This window comes from Luteimonas sp. KH_071, from assembly GCF_057838005.1.
Genome location: NZ_CM174458.1, coordinates 2835421 through 2854551, shown reverse-complemented (window position 1 = coordinate 2854551; position 19131 = coordinate 2835421). Strand labels below are relative to the sequence as shown.

Sequence of the window (19131 nt, the reverse complement as noted above, 5' to 3'; positions counted from 1 at the left end):
CAGTTGCCCTTCAAGACCAGACATATGTCGACCCGTTCCCAGCCCCGTCGCCGCGCCATCCCGCGGTTCGTGCCCGTCATCGTGATCGCGGCCGTCGTCGCCGGCGGCCTGTGGTTCTGGTCCCAGCGCAACGCAGCCGGTGCAGAGGATGCCTGGCGCACGACGCCCGTCGAGCGCGGCGACATCCGCGTAGTGATCTCGGCGACCGGTACGCTCAGCGCGACGTCGACGGTGGTCGTCGGCAGCCAGGTGTCGGGCCAGATCACCGAGGTTCTGGTCGATTTCAACGATCCCGTCGAGCAGGGGCAGGTGCTGGCGCGCATCGATCCAGCGACCTTCCAGGCACAGATCGAACAGGGCGCGGCGCAGATCAACAGCGCACGTGCGTCGCTGACGCAGGCGCAGGCGACGCTGCGCAACGCGCAGCTCGATTACGACCGCAAGGCATCGCTCGCCGGCCAGCAGCTGGTCGCGCGCAGCGATGTCGATCTGGCGCGCGCCGCGCTCGACCAGGCGACCGCCCAGGCGACGTCGGCGCGGGCGCAGATCGTGCAGCAGACCGCATCGACGCAGACCTCGCGGATCAACATGGAGCGCACCGTGATCCGCTCGCCGGTCGACGGCACGATCCTCACGCGCTCGATCGAACCCGGTCAGACGGTCGCGGCGAGCCTGCAGGCGCCGGAGCTGTTCACCATCGCCGAGGACCTGCGCAAGATGCGCATCGAACTGGCGGTGGACGAAGCGGATATCGGCCAGGTGCAGGTGGGCCAGACCGTGACCTTCACGGCTGACGCGTTCAACGACCGCCGCTTCAACGGCACCGTCGAGCAGGTGCGCCTGGCGGCGACGACGACGAACAACGTGGTGACGTACCCGGTTGTCGTCGCGGTGGACAACGCCGACGGCACGCTGCTGCCCGGCCTGACGGTCAACGCCGAGATCGAAGTCAGCAATCGCGAGAACGTACTGAAGATCGCCAACGCCGCGCTGCGCTACCGGCCCGCGGACGCGGCCGACATTGCCGCGGTCGCGCGTCCCGAAGGCGGCAGCGCGCCACGCGGCGGCGGACTGGTCGACGATCTGGCCGCGGCCGCCGAAGCGATGCAGCTCACCGCGCCGCAGCAGGCCGCGTTCGACAGCGCGCTCGCCGCGATGCGCGAGCGTCAGCAGGCGCCGCGTCCCGGTGGCGCGCCGGGCGGGCAGCGCGGCAACGCCGGCGGTGGACCTCCGCCGGGCATGACGATGGGCGGCGGCGGTGCGGATCCGAGCGTCCAGGCGCAGATCCGCCAGCGAATGATGGATCGCTTCCAGCAGACCTTTGCCGGCTTCACGGCGACGCTCGACGCGAACCAGCGCGCGCAGTGGAACCGCACGCTGGCGTCGACCGTCGGCGCGACGCGCGTCACCGTCTACCGTCTGGTCGACGGGCGCCGGGAAGCGGTGCCGGTGCGCCTGGGTGCCAGCGACGGCAGCATGACCGAGGCATCGGGTGGCGTGTCGGAGGGCGATCTGATCGTCACCGGCGAGCGCGCGGCGGCCCGATGAGCGCGACTGCAGCTCCGACGCAGGCCGGCGTCCGGCCGCCGGTCATCGAGACCCGCGGCCTGGAGAAGATCTATTCGGCCGGTACCGAAGCCGAAGTCGTCGCGCTCAAGGGCGTGCACATGTCGATCGCCCACGGCGAGTTCGTCGCGATCATGGGCCCGTCTGGCTCGGGCAAGTCGACGCTGATGAATCTGGTCGGCTGCCTCGACACGCCGACCGGCGGGCAATACCTGTGTGACGGCATCGACGTCGCTACGCTCGGCCGCGAGGAACTGGCCGAGCTGCGCCGCGACAAGATCGGCTTCGTGTTCCAGGGCTTCAACCTGCTGCCGCGCATGACCGCGCTGGAGAACGTCGCGATGCCGCTCGGCTACGCGCGCGTGCCGAACGAGGAACGCGCCGACCGCGCACGCGAGGCGCTGGCTTCGGTCGGTCTGGAGAATCGCGGCACGCATCGCCCGAGCGAACTGTCGGGCGGTCAACAGCAGCGTGTGGCGATCGCGCGCGCGCTGATCAACCGGCCACCGGTGCTGCTCGCCGATGAGCCGACCGGCGCGCTCGACACCAAGACCGGTGAGGAGATCCTCAGCCTGTTCAAGCGCCTGCGCGACGACGGCCACACGGTGGTGCTGATCACCCACGATCCCGAAGTCGCCGCGCATGCCGACCGCACGTTCGTCATGCGCGACGGCGAGCTGCATGAGGAAGGCCCCTACGACACACGCGCCGCGCACGCCCAGACTGGAGCCGCGTCATGACCTATCTCGACGTCCTGCGCACCGCGATCTTCGCTTTGCGCGGCAACTGGATGCGCAGCGCACTGACCTCGCTCGGCGTGATCATCGGCATCGCCGCGGTCATCATCATGGTGTCGGTGGGCCAGGGCACACAGGCGGAGATCGACCGCATGGTGTCGGGTCTCGGTTCGCAGCGGCTCGACATTTCGCCAGGTTCGCGGCGCACGACCGGCGGCGCGCGTCAGGCTGGCAGCAGTTTCTTCACGTTGAACGAGGGCGACGCCGAAGCGATCCGCGGCGAGATTCCCGAAGTCCAGCTGGTCTCGGGTTCGCTGCGCGGCAACAGCCAGATCGTGTTCGCCGAGAAGAACTGGGCCAGCAGCTGGCAGGGCGTGCAGCCCGACTTCTTCGAGATCAACGGCTGGACGATTGTCGACGGCTCGGGCTTCGAGCCGCAGGACTACAGCGGCGCCGGCAAGAACGTGATCATCGGCGAGACCGTGCGGCGCGAACTGTTCGGCGAAGACAGCGGTGTCGGCCAGACGGTGCGTATCGGCCGCACGCCGTTCACGGTGGTCGGGGTGCTGAACCCGAAGGGGCAGGGTGGCTTCGGCCAGGACCAGGACGACGTGATGATGGTGCCGCTCGAGACCGGGCGCCGGCGCCTGCTCGGTGCGATGGGCATGCCGGCCGGCGCGGTGATGCAGATCGCGTTGACGGTCGGCAATGCCGACGACCTGCCGTATGTGCAGGGCGAGGTGGAAGCGCTGCTGCGGCAACGTCACCGCATCGCGCCGGGCGCGGAGGACGACTTCAGCGTGCGCAACATCGCCGAGATCGTCGCCACGCGTACCGCGACCACGCGGCTGATGTCGCTGCTGCTGGGCGCGGTCGCGACGATCTCGTTGATCGTCGGCGGCATCGGCATCATGAACATCATGCTGGTGTCGGTGACCGAGCGGATCCGCGAAATCGGCCTGCGCATGGCGGTCGGCGCGGGGCCGCGCGATGTGCGTCGCCAGTTCCTCGCCGAAGCCATGTTGCTCTCACTCGGCGGCGGCGTGCTGGGTATCGCGATCGGTGTGGGCGGCGCCTTGCTCGTTGGCCGCTTCAGCGATCTGCCGACCGCGCTCAACAGCCAGATCGTGCTGCTGGCCGCAGGATTCTCGGTCGCGACCGGCCTGTTCTTCGGCTACTACCCGGCGCGCAAGGCCTCGGAACTCGATCCGATCGATGCGCTGCGGCAGCAGTAGAGTCCGCGAGAAAAAAAGGGCGCCCGAAGGCGCCCTTTTTTTTCTCTTACGTCCGCGCGATCAGCGCGTGTAGAGCAGGCGGTTCGGCGAGCCTGTACCGGGATTGCTGACCCGGTTCGGGGTCGAGTTGCTGTAGAGCCAGTTGCGAACTGTCGCCGGCGAGGCCGACGGATTGTTGGTCAGGTACAGCGCCGCGGCGCCGGCCACATGCGGCGAAGCCATCGAGGTGCCGCTGATGGTGTTCGACGCAGACGTGCTGGTGGACCAGGCCGAGGTGATCGAGCTGCCCGGCGCGAAGATGTTCACGCAGCTGCCGATATTGGAGAACGAGGACCGGGCATCGGTGGAGGTCGTCGAGCCGACCGTCACCGCGTTCGCCACGCGCGCCGGCGAGTAGTTGCAGGCATTGGCGCCATTGTTGTTGCCGGCCGCGACCACGACGGTGACGCCGCTGTTGATCAGGTTGTTGGTCGCAGTGTCGGTCGCGCTCGAAGCCGGACCGCCGAGGCTCATGTTGGCGACCGCCGGCAGGACGCGGTTGGCGCGCACCCAGTCGATGCCGGCGATGATCGTCGAGTTGGCACTGCCGCCGGTGCAGCCGAAGACGCGCACCGGCACCAGACGCACCTGCTTGGCGACGCCCCAGGTCGTACCGCCGACCGTGCCGGCGACGTGCGTGCCGTGGCCGTTGCAGTCGCTGGTGCCGTTGCCGTCGTTGATGGCCGAGTAGCCCGACAGCAGGCGCGTGCCGAACTGCGTGTGTCCGCTGCGGATGCCACTGTCGATGATGTAGGCGCGTACGTTGGCGGCCAGCGGATCGTAGACGTAGGTGCCATTCAAGGGCCGGTCGCGCTGGTCGACGCGGTCCAGACCCCAGGTCGCCCCGGTCTGCGTGGCCGACAGTTCGACGTAGCCATCTTCCTCGACGAACGCGACCCGCGGATCGTTGAGCAGCCGGGCCAGCTTCCTGTTGTCGGCGGTGACGACCATGCCGTGGAGTGCATGGGTATAGAGCTGCGAGACCTTCAGATCGTGCTGCGCGGCGACGTCGACGACGCGCTTCTCGACTTCGGCAGCGATGGCGGCGTCCGGCGACGCCACAAGGGCCTTGTCGAGGCGGCCCGCGAGACGGTCGGAATCGACGCGTTCGCGGATCTCGTCGCTGTTGAAGACGACGATGTACTGGCCGGGAATCGCATTGTCGACCTTGCGCAGCTCCGCGGCGAACGCGGGGGAGGCAAGGACGCTGGCAACGGCAAGAACGAGCAGGCGCTTGTGGGTCATCGTGGATTCCTTGATGAAGGGTGGTGTCGCGGTAGGTCCCCTGTTCCTGTGCCTCGCGGCGCGCTTGCGCGCCGCACCGGTCGCCCGACGCTGGCGGGGACGTTTGCACGTGTCAATGAACAGGGCGGCCTCCACAACCGATGCCCGCTCCGAATGTGCGTCAAGCCGCGAAAATACGGCTGTAAACGGTTTAACAAAAAAAGGGAATCATTCGCATCGCGCAGGATCAGCAAAGCGTATCGAGGCCGCAGATGTCGGATCCACAGGCGGCCTGCATCGAGACGCAACGTGCGGCCCGCGATGAAGCATCAGCTGGCCGCGACCGCGTCCGCGGTGCACGTGCCGGCTGGCAGCTGTTGGAGGGCGCCTGACCTCCGGGTCAGCGCACCAGATACGGCCCGATGATCTCCCGCCACATTGCATAACCGGCGGCGTTCATGTGCAGGCGATCGGCGATGAACAGGTCTTCCCGGGGCACGCCGTTGGTGTCGAGCATCGGGGTGAACACATCGATGTAGGTCACGTTGCGCTGGGTCGCGGCCCAGTCGCGCAGCGCAGCGTTGGCGTCGCGCTGGACGTCCAACAGGTTGGCGCGCGAGGGGCTGGGTTTGATGCCGAGCAGGGCGATCGGGGTGCCCGGCTGGGTGGCGCGGATGCGGGTGACGAAGACCTGCGTGTCCGCAAGTACCTGGGCGGCCGAGCGGCCTTCAGCGATATCGTTGTCTCCCGCATACAGCACGATCTGCCGAGGCCTGTAGCGCAGCGCGATCTCGTCGGCATACCAGATCGCGTCACGCACCTGCGAGCCGCCGAAGCCGCGATTGAGTACGGTCGCCTCCGGAAAATCGGTCGCCAGCGTCTCCCACATGCGCACCGAAGAGCTGCCGGTGAAGACGATGGGGCGTTCCGGTGGCGGCGTCGCGGCATCCTCCGCGGCGAAGCGCGCCATGTCGTTGGCCCACTCGGGGGAGGACACCGGATCCAGATCGGCGGGGATACCGGCACCGGTCGCGCAGCCCGCCAGCAGTCCGGCGACGAGCAGCGCGCTCGCGCACAGGGCCTGGCAGCGGCGGGAGAAATTGCGAATACGCATGGAAGGCTCCTGGAAAATCCGCCGGTCAGTCAAACAGTCGCCGCCCGGCAATGCAAACCCGTGGCGCGGTCGCCATGCGGGTGATGTGTCAGAATTGACGGAACGCGACTGCCCGACGGCCCCGGCCCCCATGTCACCGACTGTTCCGCGGCCCGCGCATGGCTTCAGCCTGGCGCGCTCCGCCCGTCGTGCCGTTCGACGGGCCCGGTGAGTGATGGCGGACGGGATCGGTCATCGCCCGCGCGGCTTCGGACGCATGCTCAAGGCCACGGTGTGGTCCTGCCAGGGCTTGCGTGCGGCGTGGCTCCACGAGTCCTCGTTCCGGCTCGAGGTGTATCTGCTGGTGGTGCTCGCGCCGGTCGCGATCTGGCTCGGCGCCGATGGTGTGGAACGCGCGCTCCTGCTCGGCAGTTGCCTGCTGGTGCTGGCCGTGGAGCTGCTGAACTCGGCGATCGAAGCCGTGATCGAGCGCTACGGCGCTGAATTCCACGAACTCGCGGGTCGGGCAAAGGACATGGGCTCGGCCGCGGTGTTCGTCACGATGGTCAATGTACTGCTGGTGTGGGGCCTGATCCTGCTGCCGCGCTGGTTGTGAGCGTGGCAGCCGCCGGGCGCCGAACCGATCGAATCTCAATGAGGATGTCTCCCCCATGATGGAATTGCTTACCGACCCGCAGGTCTGGATCCTGCTGATCACGCTCAGTGCGATCGAGATCGTGCTCGGCATCGACAACCTGGTCTTCATCTCGATCGCGGTCGCCAAGCTGCCGGTCGAGAAGCGCGAGTTTGCGCGCAAGTTCGGTATCGCCGTGGCCTGCATCACGCGCATCGGCCTGTTGCTGACGCTGGCCTGGCTGGCGCGCCTGACCGATCCGCTGTTCGAGCTGTTCGGCCGCGCGATCTCCGTGCGGGACCTGATCTTGATCCTCGGCGGCCTGTTCCTGGTCGTGAAGGGTGCGATGGAGATCCGCGAGCAGGTCAAGGGCGAAGACCCCGAAGCGCATGGCGCGACCGGGAAAGCGGTGGCCTCGTTCGGTACCGTGATCGCGCAGATCGCGGTCATCGACATCGTGTTCTCGCTCGACTCGGTGATTGCGGCGGTCGGCATGGCCGGCGACTACATCCCGGTGATGGTCGCCGCGATCCTGATCGCGGTGACGGTGATGCTGCTGGCGGCCCAGCCGCTGGGCCGGTTCATCGACGCCAATCCGACGGTCAAGATGCTCGCGCTGGCCTTCATCGTGCTGATCGGCGTGTACCTGATGCTCGACGGCTTCGGCATCCACATCCCGCGCGGCTACATCTACGGGTCAATGGGCTTCTCGGCCGCGGTCGAGCTGTTGAACCTGTGGGCCAAGCGCAACGCGATGCGTGTGCGCGGCGAGCCCACGCCGCCGGTGGACGAGCCGACCCACCCGCTGCCGCGCTGATCCGATGACCATCCTCCACCAGATCGATCCGATCGCGCTGCAGCTTCCGCAGATCGGCGCCTTCCATCCGTCGGTGCACTGGTACGGCGTGATGTACCTGCTGGCCTTCGGTGTCGCCTGGCTGCTGGGTCGCAGCCGCATCCGCGCCGGGCGCCTGCCGGGCGTGGATGTCGAACAGTTCGGCGATCTGCTGTTCTACGGCATCCTGGGTGTGATTCTCGGCGGCCGCGTCGGGTACGTGCTGTTCTATGCTTTCGGCGATCTGCTGCAGAACCCGCTGATGCTGTTCAAGGTCTGGGACGGCGGCATGAGCTTCCACGGTGGTCTGCTCGGCGTGCTGGTCGCGGCCTGGTGGTGGACGCGCAGGCAGGGGCTGCACTTCTTCGACGTCATGGACTTCGTCGCGCCCTGGGTGCCGCCGGGTCTGGGCTTCGGCCGCCTCGGCAACTACATCGGCGCGGAACTGTGGGGCAAGTACACGCAGGCAGGCTGGGGCGTGGTGTTCCCGACCGATCCCGCCTTCCGCGGCTGGTCGGCCGAACGGCTGCAGAGCGAGTTCGCGACCGGCGCGCTGGACCAATTCGCCCGCCATCCCTCGCAGCTCTATCAGGCGTTTCTCGAGGGCCTGGTGATGTTCACGGTGCTGTGGTGGTACTCGCGCAAGCCGCGGCCGCGCTACGCGGTGTCGGGCCTGTTCGCGCTGCTCTACGGTGTGTTCCGGTTCGTCGTCGAGTTCGTCCGCGTGCCCGATGCCGAGCTCGGCTATCTGGCGTTCGGCTGGCTGACCATGGGCCAGGTGCTGTCGCTGCCGCTGATCGCGCTGGGCCTGTTCCTGCTGTGGAAGTCGCGCACCGCGCCGACCCTGCAGCCGGTGCCGCCCGCGGCCGCCGTCGAGACGAAGTAAGCGGCGCCAGTGTCCGCATGATCCGGAGATCGCGATGAAGCAGTACCTCGATCTGCTGCAGCACGTGCTCGAGCACGGCGCGGAGAAGTCCGACCGCACCGGCACCGGCACGCGCAGCGTGTTCGGCTGGCAGATGCGCTACGACCTCAATGCCGGCTTCCCGCTGGTGACGACCAAGAAGCTGCACCTGCGCTCGATCATCCACGAGCTGCTGTGGTTCCTGCAGGGCGACACCAACGTCGCCTATCTGCGCGAGAACAAGGTCAGCATCTGGGACGAATGGGCCGACGCCGACGGCGAACTGGGTCCGGTCTACGGCAAGCAGTGGCGGCGCTGGACGACGGCCGACGGCCGCACGATCGACCAGATGCAGTGGCTGGTCGACGAGATCCGCCGCAATCCCGATTCGCGTCGTCTGGTGGTCAGTGCCTGGAACGTCGGCGAGCTGTCGGAGATGGCGCTGATGCCCTGCCATGCGCTGTTCCAGTTCTACGTGGTCGACGGCAAGCTCAGCTGCCAGCTCTACCAGCGCAGCGGCGACATCTTCCTCGGCGTGCCGTTCAACATCGCCAGCTACGCGCTGCTGACCCACATGGTGGCGCAGGTGTGCGGACTGGGCGTCGGCGATTTCGTGCACACGCTGGGCGACGCGCACCTGTATTCGAACCACTTCGACCAGGCGCGCGAGCAGCTGACCCGCACGCCACGCGCGCTGCCCACACTGCGGCTCAATCCGGACGTCACCGATCTGTTCGGCTTCCGTTTCGAGGACATCGCGATCGAGGGCTACGATCCCGCACCGGCGATCAAGGCGCCGATCGCGGTATGAGTGATGTGCGCGGCACTGTGAGGCGAATGGACGGGCCTGCGCTGGTCCTTGTCGCAGCCCTCGACCGTAATCGTGCGATCGGCCGTGGCAACGCGATGCCCTGGCATCTGCCCGACGACTTCCGCCATTTCAAGACACTGACGCTCGGCAAGCCGGTGCTGATGGGGCGGCGCACCGCCGAATCGCTGGGTCGCGCGCTACCCGGGCGGACCAATCTCGTACTGACCCGTAGTGGGCGCGTGCCGTTCGCCGGCATGCAGGCTGTGGCGACGCTCGACGAGGCGATCGCGGCGGCGAACGCAGAAGATGCGCCGCAGCTGTGCGTCATCGGTGGCGGCGAGGTGTACGGGTTGACCTTGGCGCAGGCGGACGTACTCCAGCTGACCCACGTCGACGCGGCGGTGGATGGCGCTGATGCGTTCTTCCCTGTCTGGGATACCGCGACGTGGCGCGAGGTCTCGCGTACGCGGCATGGCGCCGATGCGCGTCATGCACACGCCTTCGATTTCGTCGAGTACCGCCGCGCCTGATCCACGCGGCGCAGATGCGGCGCGTGGACGGAGGTCAGGCCTGGATCTTCCGCGGCGGCAGGCCGGAGACGTCGCGGCCAGGCACCTGTACCAGATGCAACGTCTCGGCATCGAGTTGCAGTGCGGTGAGCTTGCCGCCCCAGACCGCGCCCGTGTCGAGCGCATGAACGCCCATGCCGAGGAACAGACCCAGCGTCGACCAGTGGCCGCAGACGATCTTCAGGTCGCGCTCGGCGCGTCCGGGCACTTCGTACCAGGGATAGATGCCGGGCTGCTGGGTGCCGGGCATCCCCTTCTCCTCGAACGCGATCCGCCCGCGCGGCGAGCAGTAGCGCATGCGCGTGAACACATTGATGATCGCGCGGTCGCGGTCGTAGCCGGTCAGGTTCGGTGACCACGCGGGGCGATCGCCGTACATGTTGCGCAGCAGCTTCTTGTAGCCCGGACCGCGCAGCTTGTTCTCGATCTCGCGCGCATGGCGCTGCGCGAGCTCGACATCCCAGCGCGGCGCCAGACCCGCGTGCAGCATCATCCAGCCGAGTTCGCGGTCGACGTGCAGCAGGGGACACGTGCGCAGCCAGTCGAGCAGCGCATCGCGGTCGTGCGCGAACAGCACCCCCTGCAGGTCGGCGTTGACCTTGCGCTGGTCTTCCTCGCGCCGTTCGGCGATCGCCAGCAGAGACAGGTCGTGGTTGCCGAGCACGCTGACAACGTTGTCGCGCAGCGAATGCACCAGCCGCAGTGTCTCGATCGATTCGCCGCCGCGGTTGACCAGGTCACCGCAGAACCACAGGCGATCGACCGCCGGATCGAAGCGGATCGCCTCCAGCAGTCGTTGTGTCGGCCCATAGCAGCCCTGCAGGTCGCCGATCGCCCAGACGGCCATCAGTGCAGGGTTCGCGGAATGGAGAGCGTGAACGGCGGAATCGGCGCATCGAACTGCGCTCCGTCATCGCCGACCATGTCGTAGGAACCTTCCATCGTGCCGACCGCCGTCGAGAGCACGGCGCCCGATGTGTAGGTGAAAGCTTCGCCAGGCTCCAGTCGCGGCTGCTCGCCGACCACTCCATCGCCGTGCACTTCCTCGGTCCGTCCGTTGGCGTCGGTGATGACCCAGTGGCGGGCCATCAACTGCGCAGGCAGGCGGCCGGTGTTGCGGATGCGGATGGTATAGGCGAACACGTAGCGGTCGTCGTCGGGCGTCGATTCCTCATCGAGGAAGCGCGTCGCGATCTGGATCTCGAGGGTGTAGTCGGCTGTCTCGTCCATGCTGGAGACAGTGTATCCGCAGGCCATGAATGCTTCGACTACGTTGTGACCGGATGATTCGCCAGACGCACGAAATCCGCGACCGCGAGCTGCTCGGCGCGCAGCTGCGGATCGATGCCGGCAGCGGTGATCGCATCGCTGTCCATGAGCGTCGACAGCGCATTGCGCAGCGTCTTGCGGCGTTGACCGAATGCGGCGCGCACGATGTCGGCGAAGCGGCGGGCATCGTCGATGCCGACGGTGTCGGCCGGACGCGGCTTGAGGCGCACGACGGCCGAATCCACCTTCGGCGGCGGACGGAATGCGCCGGGGCCGACGACGAACAGCATCGTCACTTCGCAGTAGGCCTGCAGCATCACGCTCAGGCGGCCATAGACCTTGCTGCCGGGGCCCGACGCCATGCGTTCGACGACTTCCTTCTGCAGCATGAAATGCATGTCGGTGACGACCGCCGCGTGGTCCAGCGCGTGGAACAGGATCGGCGACGACAGGTTGTAGGGCAGGTTGCCGACAAGGCGGATCGGCGCGTCGCCCGCGAGCGCGGTGAAGTCGACGTCGAGCACGTTCGCGTGGATCAGTTCCAGTTCGCCATGTGCCGCAGCCTGCAGCTTCAGCGGCTCGAGCAGATCGCGGTCGAACTCGATCGCGGTCAGCGCGCCGTGACGCTTGAGCAGCGGAAACGTCATCGCGCCCTGGCCGGGCCCGATCTCGACGAGCCGCTCGCCCGGCTGTGGATTCACCGCGAGCACGATGCGATCCACGACGCCGCGCTCGTGCAGGAAGTTCTGGCCGAGGGATTTTTTCGGCGGCTCGGAGAACGCGCCGGGTGCGGCAGGGGAACGCATCATCGTGTGGTCAAGCCAGGATGTATGGAAAGGGAGATCACAGCAGGCGGGCGCCGGGCGCGACGTCGCCGTCGGGCATGCACAGGCGCACCTGGCCGTCGACATCATGGAAGCCGGTCACGAGGCACTCGGACATCAGCGGTCCGATCTGCCTGGGCGGTAAATTGACCACGCCCACCACCAGCCGGCCGATGAGCGCCTCGGGCGTGTAGTGCGCGGTGATCTGCGCGCTGGACTTGCGCACGCCGAGCTCGGGGCCGGAATCGACCTGGAGGATGCAGGCGGGTCGTCGCGCTTCCGGAAAAGGCTCGGCCGACACGACGCGGCCCACCCGCATATCGACCCGCATGAAGTCGTCCCAGCCGATCGTGTCGTCCGTGCTCACGCAGCAGACCTGCGGTTGCGACCGAGCGCGGTGCACTGCGCGATCGCGGCGAACAGGCTGGACGGATCGGCGCGGCCGGTGCCGGCGAGTTCCAGCGCGGTGCCGTGATCCACGGCGACACGCGGATAGGGCAGGCCGAGGGTGAGGTTCACCGCGGACTCGAAGCCGCTGTACTTCAGCACCGGCAGGCCCTGGTCGTGATACATCGCGAGCACCGCGTCGGCATTGGCCAGACGCGCGGGCAGGAACGCGGTATCCGCCGGCAGTGGGCCTTCGAGCATCAGGCCGCGCGCGCGCAGGCGGTCGAGTGCCGGCGTGATGGTGTCGATTTCCTCACAGCCGAGATGCCCGGCTTCGCCCGCATGCGGATTGAGCCCGAGCACGGCGATGCGTGGTGCGGCGATGCCGAAGTCCGTACGCAGCGCCGTGTCCAGAATGTCGAGCACGCGCTCGAGCAGCGGTGCGGTGATCGCATCGGGCACGGCCCGCAGCGGCAGATGTGTGGTCGCCAGCGCGACCCGTAGCGTCGGGTTGGCCAGCATCATCACGACATCGCAGCCGGCATCGTGGGCCAGCAGTTCGGTGGTGCCGGTATAGGGCACGCCGCCGGCATTGATCGCCGCCTTGTGCACCGGGCCGGTGACCATGCCATCGAAGCGCCCATCCCGACAGCCTGCGGCGGCGTGCAGCAGCCCGTCGAGCACGCTGCGCGCATTCCGCGGATCGGGCGTTCCGAACGGGGTGGCCGCAGCGTGCGGCAGTTCGATCAGGCGCAGCGTGCCGGGCGGCACATCGACGGTTTCCGCGTCGGTGAAGTCGATCGACAGGCCGATCGCATCGGCCGCGCGCTGCAGGGTGGGACGGTCGCCGATGGCGACGAGGTCGCAGTCCCAGGCGTGCCAGGCGGCACGCACGCACAGTTCCGGTCCGACGCCGGCCGGTTCGCCCGGGACCAGCGCCAGCCGGACGGGTCGCATATCAGCCGCCGCTGCCGATCTCGGGATCGCGGTTCGGACCGATGCGGACGCTGACATACGCTTCGCCGCGCAGTTCGCGCACGTAGCGGTCCCATTCGTCCTCGAGCTTGCGCTGGCCGATGGCCTCGCGCGCCTGGGCACGACGGTTGTTGTCGTTGCCGGCACTCTGACGCGTCGCCTGGCGCTGCACGATGTGCCAGCCGGCCTGGGTGCGGAACGGCTCGGAGACGTCGCCATCGCCGATCGCGGCGACCTGGCTGCCGAAGTCCGGGCCGAACTCGTCCTGGGTGAACCAGCCGAGATCACCGCCGTTGGCCTTGGTCGCGTTGTCCTCGGAGCTCTCGCGGGCCACCTCGGCAAAATCGGCACCGCCGACCAGGCGGGCACGCAGGCTGTCGGCGCGACCCTTGGCGGCGGCATCGTCACCCGGCGCGCTGCGGATCAGGATGTGGCGCGCCTGGAATTCTGTGACCGAACCGGTATCTGCCGACTGCGCGGCTTCACGGCGATCGACCAACTGCAGGATCTGGAAACCGCTCGGGCCACGGATCGGACCGATCGTCTGGCCAGGCTGCAGGCCGGTGACCGCCGTGGCGAAGGCGGACGGGATCTCGTCCGCGCGACGCCAGCCCAGATCGCCGCCTTCCAGCGCGTTCGGGCTGTCGGAGTAGCGCACGGCCGCTGCCGAGAATTCCATCTCGTTGCGGTCGAGCAGCGACTTGATGCCGTCGATCTTCTGCTGGCCGGTCTGGATCTGCTCCGGCGTCGCGCCTTCCGGCAGCGCCACCAGGATATGGGCGAGGCGGTACTGCGCACCGGTGGCTTCGGCCGACAACGCCGCATCGACTTCCGCGTCGCTGACCGAGATGCGGGTCTGGGCGAAACGCTGACGCATGCGCTGGATCATCAGCTCTTCGCGCAGCGAGGTGCGGAAATCGTCGAACGACATGCCGTCGCCCGCCAGCTGCTGGCGCAGCTGCTCGATCGAGAAGTTGTTCTGCTGGGCGATCGCTGCGATCGCCTGGTCGACTTCCTGGTCGCTGATGCGGACGCCCGTGCGCTGCGCGTTCGCGGTCTGCAGGCGCATCGTGATCAGGCGCTCGAGCACCTGGCGCTCGAGAATTTCCTGCGGCGGCAGCTGGTCCTGGCGGGTCGCGTACTGGCCCCGGATGTTGGTCACGGCGCGTTCGAGTTCGCTGGCGAGGATCACGTCCTCGTCGACGACGGCGGCGATACGGTCCAGCGGCTGGAGGTCCTGCGCGTGCGCAGTCGACGCGAACAGCGCGGCAGCGGCCGCGAGGGAATAGATCAGTGTCTTCATTGGCTCAGGCCGGGGGTCAGGGTCTCATCGTCGTCGCTGTTGCGCAGCTCCGACGGCGGCACGAGATAGAGGTCGTCGCGGTAATAACCGAGAATAGCACGGCGCAAACGGTCTTCCGTGTTGGGTCCGGCCGAGCCCAGACCCTTCAGTTCAAGTTCGAACATGATGGCGTTGTTCAGCTCGCCCTGGCGGTTGCGCAGGTAACGACGGCCGACGACACGCGCCGCAAGGCAGCAGCTGTCCCACTGCACGCCGGCCACCGCTTCGAGCAGCCGGTTGTCGGTGAACGAGTAGTAATAGCGGCCGACCACGCTCCAGGCCGGGCTGATCGGATACAGGAACGACAGGTCGGCCTGCTCGATCAGGTCCGCGCGACGGCGGTACGCGAAGTTGACGATGCCCTCGTCGCCGATCAGATACCGCGTCCGCAGCGACATCAGGTCCTCGCGGCGGAATTTGGGATCCCATTGGTACCCGGCGCTGACCGTCCAGCGATCGTTGATCGCGTAGGTCGCGTCGGTGACCCAGGCCGAGCGGCCCTGTTCGACCTGTGCCTCGCCGGGAATGGCGACGCGGGAGTCGGACAGATAGACGATCTGGCCCAGGCTGGCCGAGAGCTTCTCCCGGCCGTCCGACTCGCGGATCAGGCGCGTGCTGACCGCCATCGTCACCTGGTTGGCATCCGCCTGGCGATCGGCGCCCGAATAGCGGTTGTCACGGAACAGCTGGCCCCAGCCGAACGTCAGCGGGGTGGTGTCGAACAGCGGCAGCGCGGACTGGTCGCGGAACGGGGAGTTCAGGTAGAACAGCCGCGGCTCGAGGGTGTGCAGATATTCCTCGCCGCGCCAGCTGGTGTTGCGGTCGAAGAACAGCCCGGCATCGATCGAGCCGATCGGCTGGCTGCGGCTGGGCGAGCTGTTGCGGTAGAGCGCCAGCGTATCGGCCGGCACCGCCACGTTGCCCGGAATGCCGAGTTCGGCACGCGCACGTTGCTCGGCGATCTGGTCGGTCAGCGCGCGATCGAGCGCGTAGCTCGTGTGGCGCCACGCCAGTGTGGGCCGCACGAACCAAGCCGCGCCCTCGAACGGCAGCGAGATGTAGGGCTTGAGGTCGAGGCGTGTGCCACCGGGACGCGCGGCATCGTCGAGATGCGCGAACCGCGTCGCGGTGGTGTCGACGCCGGCATTGATCCAGTTGCCGTACGGGCGTTGCCAGCTGAACGAGGCGTGCGGCAGGCGGTTGTAGGGCAGGACCGATTCGGGGAGCGTGTAGTCGGTCAGCAGCTGGTAGTCGCCCAGCACGCTCGCGTTCCAGTAGCCGCGGTCGCCGGACGAGCCCTGGCCGAACACGCCGATCTGGCTCAACGCGCTGACCGAGGAAATGCCGTCGACGTTGTTGCTCGAATCCTCGAGATATCGCGGATCGCTCATCCAGGTCAGGTTGGCGCGGCCCTGCCAGGTGGGATTGATGTCCAGCGAACCGCCGAAACCGAGAAACGCGCGGTCGGCCTTGCGCCGGTTCTCGACGATGGGCACCTGCTCCTCTTCCAGCTCGCGCTCGCGGCTGGCCAGCTTGTCCGACGGCAGGTAAGCGACGTCGAGCTCGCCGCGCGTCCGGTCGGTCTGGAAGCGGAACTCGGTGCCCAACTGCACGCCGCGCCTGCTCATGAAGCGCGGCTCGAGCGTCATGTCGTAGTTCGGCGCCAGGTTGAGATAGATCGGCTGGGTGTAGTCGAAGCCGTTGCGACCGGACTGCGAGATGCGCGGGAACAGCAGGCCCGACAGGCGGCGCTCGTCGATCGGGAACCGGAACCAGGGTACGTACAGCACAGGCACCTTGCCCACGCGCAGGGTCGCGTTGCGCGCGGTGCCCATGCCCATGTCGGTGTCGATGTCGATCCGGCCAGCCTTGAGTTCCCACCAGCGGTCGCTGGGGGTGCAGGTCGAGTAGGTGGACCCGAGCAGTGCGCCGACGGTGCCGTCCATGCGGATGTGGTCGGCGCCGCCGTTGCCGCGGCGTGCGGTCAGCTGGTACTGCACGCTGTCCATGCGATAGGACTCGGCGATCGTGTCGCCTTCCACCCGGTCGGCGACGATGCGCATGCCGCGGTCCTGGTAGCGCACGTTGCCGTCGGCGACAAAGGTGCCGTCGTCCTGGGAGAACTGCAGATCGTCCGTGCCCAGGAACTGGTCGCCGCGACGCAGGGTGACGTTGCCGGTGACATTGCCGGTGAAGTCGCTGTCCACACCCGCCAGGCCGTCGAAGGCGTCGCCATCGATGTCGGTAGGCTGTGCTTCGCGCTGCTCGACCGTACCGACCGGGGCCTGGGCGTCAGTGAAGGCAGGTACCGCGTCTTCGATCGGACACAGTGCCCAGTAGCTTGGACGAAGCCGTTCGTCGGCGTGAGCGGACAGCGAAACCGCGATGCAGAACGGCAGGGGGAGCAGGCGGAGGGCTGTGCGCACGGTCGATCCGTTCAGCGGGAAAAACGGGCGCCAGCATGACCGATCCACAGGGCAGCAGCAATGCGGCCTCCATAAGCCCCGTTCACCTGCGGTATCGACGCTTTCCGGTAGGCGGAAAGCGCAACAACGGACGCCTCAGCCGATCAGCGCGCGCAGATGGGCGACGCTGCTTTCGCGCAACGCCTGCAGGTCGTAGCCGCCTTCCAGCATCGACACGACCCGCCCCTCGCAGTGCCGTTCGGCGAGCGCGACGAGTTCACCGGTCAGCCAGCCGAAATCCTCGGCGTCGAGCTGCAGTTGGGCCAGCGGGTCGCGCCAGTGGGCGTCGAATCCCGCCGAGATCATCAGCAGCTGGGGGGCGAATGCGTCGATCTCGGGCAGCAGCCGTTCCCGCCAGGCCTCGCAGAAGCGCTGGCTGCCGGTGCCCGGAGGCAGCGGCACATTGACGATGTTGCCCACCCCGCGTTCATCGCGTCGGCCCGTGTCTGGAAACAGCGGCAACTGGTGCGAGCTGACGTACTGCACGCGCGGTTCGGCTTCGAAGATCGCCTGGGTCCCGTTGCCGTGGTGCACGTCGAAGTCGACGATCGAAATCCGGGTCAGGCCATAGCGGTCGAGTGCATGCGCGGCGGCGACGGCGATGTTGTTGAACAGGCAGAAGCCCATCGCGATGTCGGCGGTGGCGTGGTGGCCGGGCGGGCGGACGGCGCAGAACACCCGGCGCTCGCTGCCGCCCTGGACGGCGTCCACCGCTGCCACGCCGGCGCCGGCAGCATGCAGCGCGGCCTGGGCCGAGCCCGGCGAGAGCACCGTGTCGCTGTCGAGCGGAATGCGGCCGGTCGGTTGGGCGTCGAGAATGGTCGCGAGCAGCGAGGCGTCATGGACGCGCAGCAGTTGCCCGCGGGTGGCCGGCGGCGCCTTGCGGAGATCGAGATCCGGGAAGGCTGCACGCAGCGCTTCGATGACCGCGGCCAGTCGCTCCGGGCGCTCGGCATGGCCGGGGCCGGTGTCGTGGTCGAGCAGGCTCGGATGCGAGAACACCGGCACCCGCCGTTGGTCACCGCTGTCGAAGCCGACCGGATGGTGCATCGCTCAGCGCCGCCGCGTGTGGTGCCACAGCACTTCGCCGTGGCCACTGGCGCGTGCCAGCACCCGGGCCAGCACGAACAGCAGGTCCGAGAGGCGATTCAGATAGCGCACCGCCTGCGGGCGGACGTCCTCGACCCGCGACAGCGCCACCGACTCGCGCTCGGCGCGGCGCACCACGGTGCGGGCGATATGGCAGCGGGCCGCCGCCTCGCCGCCGCCGGGCAGGATGAAATCCTTGAGCGGCGGCAGGTCGTCGTTGTAATGGTCGAGTTGCTGTTCGAGGCGCTCGATGTCGGCATCCTCGATCGCGGCGTGGCCGGGGATGCACAGCTCGCCGCCGAGATCGAACAGCTGGTGCTGGACGGTCGTCAGCAGATCCCGGATGTCGTCCGGCACGTCGGCGGCCAGCAGCAGGCCGATCGTCGAGTTCGCCTCGTCGACGGTGCCGTAGGCGGCGACGCGCAAGGAGTCCTTGCCGACCCGCGCGCCGTCGCCGAGCCCGGTCGAGCCGTCGTCTCCGGTACGGGTGTAGATCTTCGAGAGGCGATTGCCCATCCGCGCGACGTCAGTCGGCGCGCAGCGGGCGGACGACGGTCGCCGGCTTCGGCAGCACGCGCGTCAGCAGCACATGGGCCATCGCCGCGGCACCGACGTACAGCGCGGCGACGCGCAGGTAAGGCAGCAGCCAGTCGCTGTAGTTTTTCCACCAGCCCGCGAAGGTCGGATCGGCGACCGAGGCGCTGATCCAGTAGAAGCTGCCCTGCGCCAGCAGATGGCAAATGGCGACCGAGGCCACGAGCGCGACGACCAGCTGGCCGATCGCAACCGGCGCGGACGCCGACAGGCGGCGACGCAGCAGACCGCCACCGGCCCACAGCGCGAAATACGCCGGCACCAGGCACCAGTAGGCCGGTGACACGCAGTAGTGCTGCCAGAACGACAGCCCCTGACTATTGATGACGAACCAGTCCACCGCGACCGCCAGCGCCATCAGCGCCGGAAACGCCCAGCGCTGCCAGTTGGCGAGATAGAAGCCGCCGATGAAGAACACCGCCCACGAGGCATCGGGCACCGCTCCGAAGTGGTGCAGCCGGGTCGCGGCCATCAGCGCGGCCAGCAGGGCGAAAATCGTGGCGCGGCGGGCGGTGACGGTCATCGCAGGGCTCCGGTAC

The 19131-nt window shown here is 68.0% G+C and carries 20 protein-coding genes; 8 read left to right on the top strand and 12 right to left on the bottom strand.

Translation table 11 applies throughout. The features are described 5' to 3' along the window. Positions 1-24 precede the first annotated feature (24 nt). Genes AC3IRM_RS13180 through AC3IRM_RS13170 form a run of 3 tightly spaced genes read left to right on the top strand, consistent with a single transcriptional unit; the run spans position 25 to position 3538 of the window. Positions 25-1548, top strand: coding sequence for an efflux RND transporter periplasmic adaptor subunit (locus AC3IRM_RS13180; RefSeq protein ID WP_489203548.1), 1524 nt, complete (start codon positions 25-27; stop codon positions 1546-1548). Further along, positions 1545-2306, top strand: a complete 762-nt coding sequence (locus AC3IRM_RS13175; protein ID WP_489203547.1) for an ABC transporter ATP-binding protein — start codon at positions 1545-1547, stop codon at positions 2304-2306. The genes AC3IRM_RS13180 and AC3IRM_RS13175 overlap by 4 nt, the downstream gene beginning before the upstream one ends. Beyond that, positions 2303-3538 carry an ABC transporter permease gene (locus AC3IRM_RS13170; protein ID WP_489203546.1) on the top strand — a complete coding sequence of 412 codons (1236 nt, stop codon included), beginning with the start codon at positions 2303-2305 and terminating at the stop codon, positions 3536-3538. The genes AC3IRM_RS13175 and AC3IRM_RS13170 overlap by 4 nt, the downstream gene beginning before the upstream one ends. 60 nt (positions 3539-3598) lie before the next feature. Here the strand turns inward: AC3IRM_RS13170 and AC3IRM_RS13165 are convergent, their stop codons facing one another. Beyond that, complete coding sequence (locus tag AC3IRM_RS13165; protein ID WP_489203545.1) at positions 3599-4822, bottom strand: S8 family peptidase; 1224 nt, start codon at positions 4820-4822, stop codon at positions 3599-3601. 379 nt (positions 4823-5201) lie between these two features. Beyond that, complete coding sequence (locus AC3IRM_RS13160) at positions 5202-5915, bottom strand: SGNH/GDSL hydrolase family protein (protein ID WP_489203544.1); 714 nt, start codon at positions 5913-5915, stop codon at positions 5202-5204. Positions 5916-6129: 214 nt separating this feature from the next. On the opposite strand from AC3IRM_RS13160, the gene AC3IRM_RS13155 reads away from it, so the two are divergent. The 5 genes from AC3IRM_RS13155 to AC3IRM_RS13135 are packed head-to-tail and all read left to right on the top strand — an operon-like array spanning position 6130 to position 9608. Then, positions 6130-6510: a diacylglycerol kinase gene (locus AC3IRM_RS13155; RefSeq protein WP_489203543.1), complete on the top strand. Its 381-nt coding sequence runs from the start codon at positions 6130-6132 to the stop codon at positions 6508-6510. A gap of 55 nt (positions 6511-6565) precedes the next feature. Next, the gene (locus tag AC3IRM_RS13150; protein WP_489203542.1) at positions 6566-7345 is read left to right on the top strand and encodes a TerC family protein; all 780 of its coding nucleotides are present in this window, start codon (positions 6566-6568) and stop codon (positions 7343-7345) included. Between the two features lie 4 nt (positions 7346-7349). Then, the gene (gene lgt / locus AC3IRM_RS13145; protein WP_489203541.1) at positions 7350-8249 is read left to right on the top strand and encodes a prolipoprotein diacylglyceryl transferase; all 900 of its coding nucleotides are present in this window, start codon (positions 7350-7352) and stop codon (positions 8247-8249) included. Between the two features lie 34 nt (positions 8250-8283). Further along, positions 8284-9078, top strand: coding sequence for a thymidylate synthase (locus AC3IRM_RS13140; protein WP_489203540.1), 795 nt, complete (start codon positions 8284-8286; stop codon positions 9076-9078). After that, on the top strand, positions 9075-9608 hold the full coding sequence (locus AC3IRM_RS13135; protein WP_489203539.1) for a dihydrofolate reductase: 534 nt from the start codon (positions 9075-9077) through the stop codon (positions 9606-9608). Before AC3IRM_RS13140 ends, AC3IRM_RS13135 begins: the two co-directional genes overlap by 4 nt. A 34-nt stretch (positions 9609-9642) precedes the next feature. Here the strand turns inward: AC3IRM_RS13135 and AC3IRM_RS13130 are convergent, their stop codons facing one another. The 10 genes from AC3IRM_RS13130 to AC3IRM_RS13085 form a co-directional block, all read right to left on the bottom strand. Further along, positions 9643-10494 (bottom strand): symmetrical bis(5'-nucleosyl)-tetraphosphatase, encoded by an 852-nt coding sequence (locus AC3IRM_RS13130; RefSeq protein WP_489203538.1) that lies wholly within the window; start codon positions 10492-10494, stop codon positions 9643-9645. Beyond that, entirely contained in the window at positions 10494-10877 is a 384-nt protein-coding gene (gene apaG / locus AC3IRM_RS13125) for a Co2+/Mg2+ efflux protein ApaG (RefSeq protein ID WP_232115362.1), read from the bottom strand. The genes AC3IRM_RS13130 and apaG overlap by 1 nt, the downstream gene beginning before the upstream one ends. A gap of 38 nt (positions 10878-10915) precedes the next feature. Beyond that, positions 10916-11722 (bottom strand): 16S rRNA (adenine(1518)-N(6)/adenine(1519)-N(6))-dimethyltransferase RsmA, encoded by an 807-nt coding sequence (rsmA, locus tag AC3IRM_RS13120; protein WP_489205924.1) that lies wholly within the window; start codon positions 11720-11722, stop codon positions 10916-10918. Between the two features lie 37 nt (positions 11723-11759). Beyond that, the gene (locus AC3IRM_RS13115) at positions 11760-12107 is read right to left on the bottom strand and encodes a tRNA-binding protein (RefSeq protein WP_489203537.1); all 348 of its coding nucleotides are present in this window, start codon (positions 12105-12107) and stop codon (positions 11760-11762) included. Next, complete coding sequence (gene pdxA, locus AC3IRM_RS13110) at positions 12104-13084, bottom strand: 4-hydroxythreonine-4-phosphate dehydrogenase PdxA (RefSeq protein WP_489203536.1); 981 nt, start codon at positions 13082-13084, stop codon at positions 12104-12106. Before pdxA ends, AC3IRM_RS13115 begins: the two co-directional genes overlap by 4 nt. A gap of 1 nt (position 13085) precedes the next feature. Then, a complete protein-coding gene (locus AC3IRM_RS13105; RefSeq protein WP_489203535.1) occupies positions 13086-14405 on the bottom strand; it encodes a peptidylprolyl isomerase in 1320 nt (439 codons plus the stop codon). Then, on the bottom strand, positions 14402-16870 hold the full coding sequence (gene lptD / locus AC3IRM_RS13100) for an LPS-assembly protein LptD (RefSeq protein ID WP_489203534.1): 2469 nt from the start codon (positions 16868-16870) through the stop codon (positions 14402-14404). The genes AC3IRM_RS13105 and lptD overlap by 4 nt, the downstream gene beginning before the upstream one ends. 135 nt (positions 16871-17005) lie before the next feature. Further along, positions 17006-17959 (bottom strand): histone deacetylase family protein, encoded by a 954-nt coding sequence (locus AC3IRM_RS13095; protein WP_489203533.1) that lies wholly within the window; start codon positions 17957-17959, stop codon positions 17006-17008. 3 nt (positions 17960-17962) lie between these two features. Further along, a complete protein-coding gene (locus AC3IRM_RS13090; protein WP_489203532.1) occupies positions 17963-18514 on the bottom strand; it encodes a cob(I)yrinic acid a,c-diamide adenosyltransferase in 552 nt (183 codons plus the stop codon). Positions 18515-18524: 10 nt separating this feature from the next. Beyond that, the gene (locus tag AC3IRM_RS13085) at positions 18525-19115 is read right to left on the bottom strand and encodes a hypothetical protein (protein WP_489203531.1); all 591 of its coding nucleotides are present in this window, start codon (positions 19113-19115) and stop codon (positions 18525-18527) included. Positions 19116-19131: the final 16 nt, after the last annotated feature.

Coding starts and splice junctions, on each gene's coding strand:
- AC3IRM_RS13135 (WP_489203539.1), top strand. CDS start 9,075: ATGAGTGATGTGCGCGGCACTGTGAGGCGAATGGACGGGCCTGCGCTG.
- AC3IRM_RS13140 (WP_489203540.1), top strand. CDS start 8,284: ATGAAGCAGTACCTCGATCTGCTGCAGCACGTGCTCGAGCACGGCGCG.
- AC3IRM_RS13130 (WP_489203538.1), bottom strand. CDS start 10,494: ATGGCCGTCTGGGCGATCGGCGACCTGCAGGGCTGCTATGGGCCGACA.
- AC3IRM_RS13160 (WP_489203544.1), bottom strand. CDS start 5,915: ATGCGTATTCGCAATTTCTCCCGCCGCTGCCAGGCCCTGTGCGCGAGC.
- AC3IRM_RS13085 (WP_489203531.1), bottom strand. CDS start 19,115: ATGACCGTCACCGCCCGCCGCGCCACGATTTTCGCCCTGCTGGCCGCG.
- AC3IRM_RS13105 (WP_489203535.1), bottom strand. CDS start 14,405: ATGAAGACACTGATCTATTCCCTCGCGGCCGCTGCCGCGCTGTTCGCG.
- AC3IRM_RS13170 (WP_489203546.1), top strand. CDS start 2,303: ATGACCTATCTCGACGTCCTGCGCACCGCGATCTTCGCTTTGCGCGGC.
- AC3IRM_RS13175 (WP_489203547.1), top strand. CDS start 1,545: ATGAGCGCGACTGCAGCTCCGACGCAGGCCGGCGTCCGGCCGCCGGTC.
- AC3IRM_RS13155 (WP_489203543.1), top strand. CDS start 6,130: ATGGCGGACGGGATCGGTCATCGCCCGCGCGGCTTCGGACGCATGCTC.
- AC3IRM_RS13180 (WP_489203548.1), top strand. CDS start 25: ATGTCGACCCGTTCCCAGCCCCGTCGCCGCGCCATCCCGCGGTTCGTG.
- lgt (WP_489203541.1), top strand. CDS start 7,350: ATGACCATCCTCCACCAGATCGATCCGATCGCGCTGCAGCTTCCGCAG.
- apaG (WP_232115362.1), bottom strand. CDS start 10,877: ATGGACGAGACAGCCGACTACACCCTCGAGATCCAGATCGCGACGCGC.
- pdxA (WP_489203536.1), bottom strand. CDS start 13,084: ATGCGACCCGTCCGGCTGGCGCTGGTCCCGGGCGAACCGGCCGGCGTC.
- AC3IRM_RS13095 (WP_489203533.1), bottom strand. CDS start 17,959: ATGCACCATCCGGTCGGCTTCGACAGCGGTGACCAACGGCGGGTGCCG.
- rsmA (WP_489205924.1), bottom strand. CDS start 11,722: ATGCGTTCCCCTGCCGCACCCGGCGCGTTCTCCGAGCCGCCGAAAAAA.
- AC3IRM_RS13090 (WP_489203532.1), bottom strand. CDS start 18,514: ATGGGCAATCGCCTCTCGAAGATCTACACCCGTACCGGAGACGACGGC.
- AC3IRM_RS13150 (WP_489203542.1), top strand. CDS start 6,566: ATGATGGAATTGCTTACCGACCCGCAGGTCTGGATCCTGCTGATCACG.
- AC3IRM_RS13165 (WP_489203545.1), bottom strand. CDS start 4,822: ATGACCCACAAGCGCCTGCTCGTTCTTGCCGTTGCCAGCGTCCTTGCC.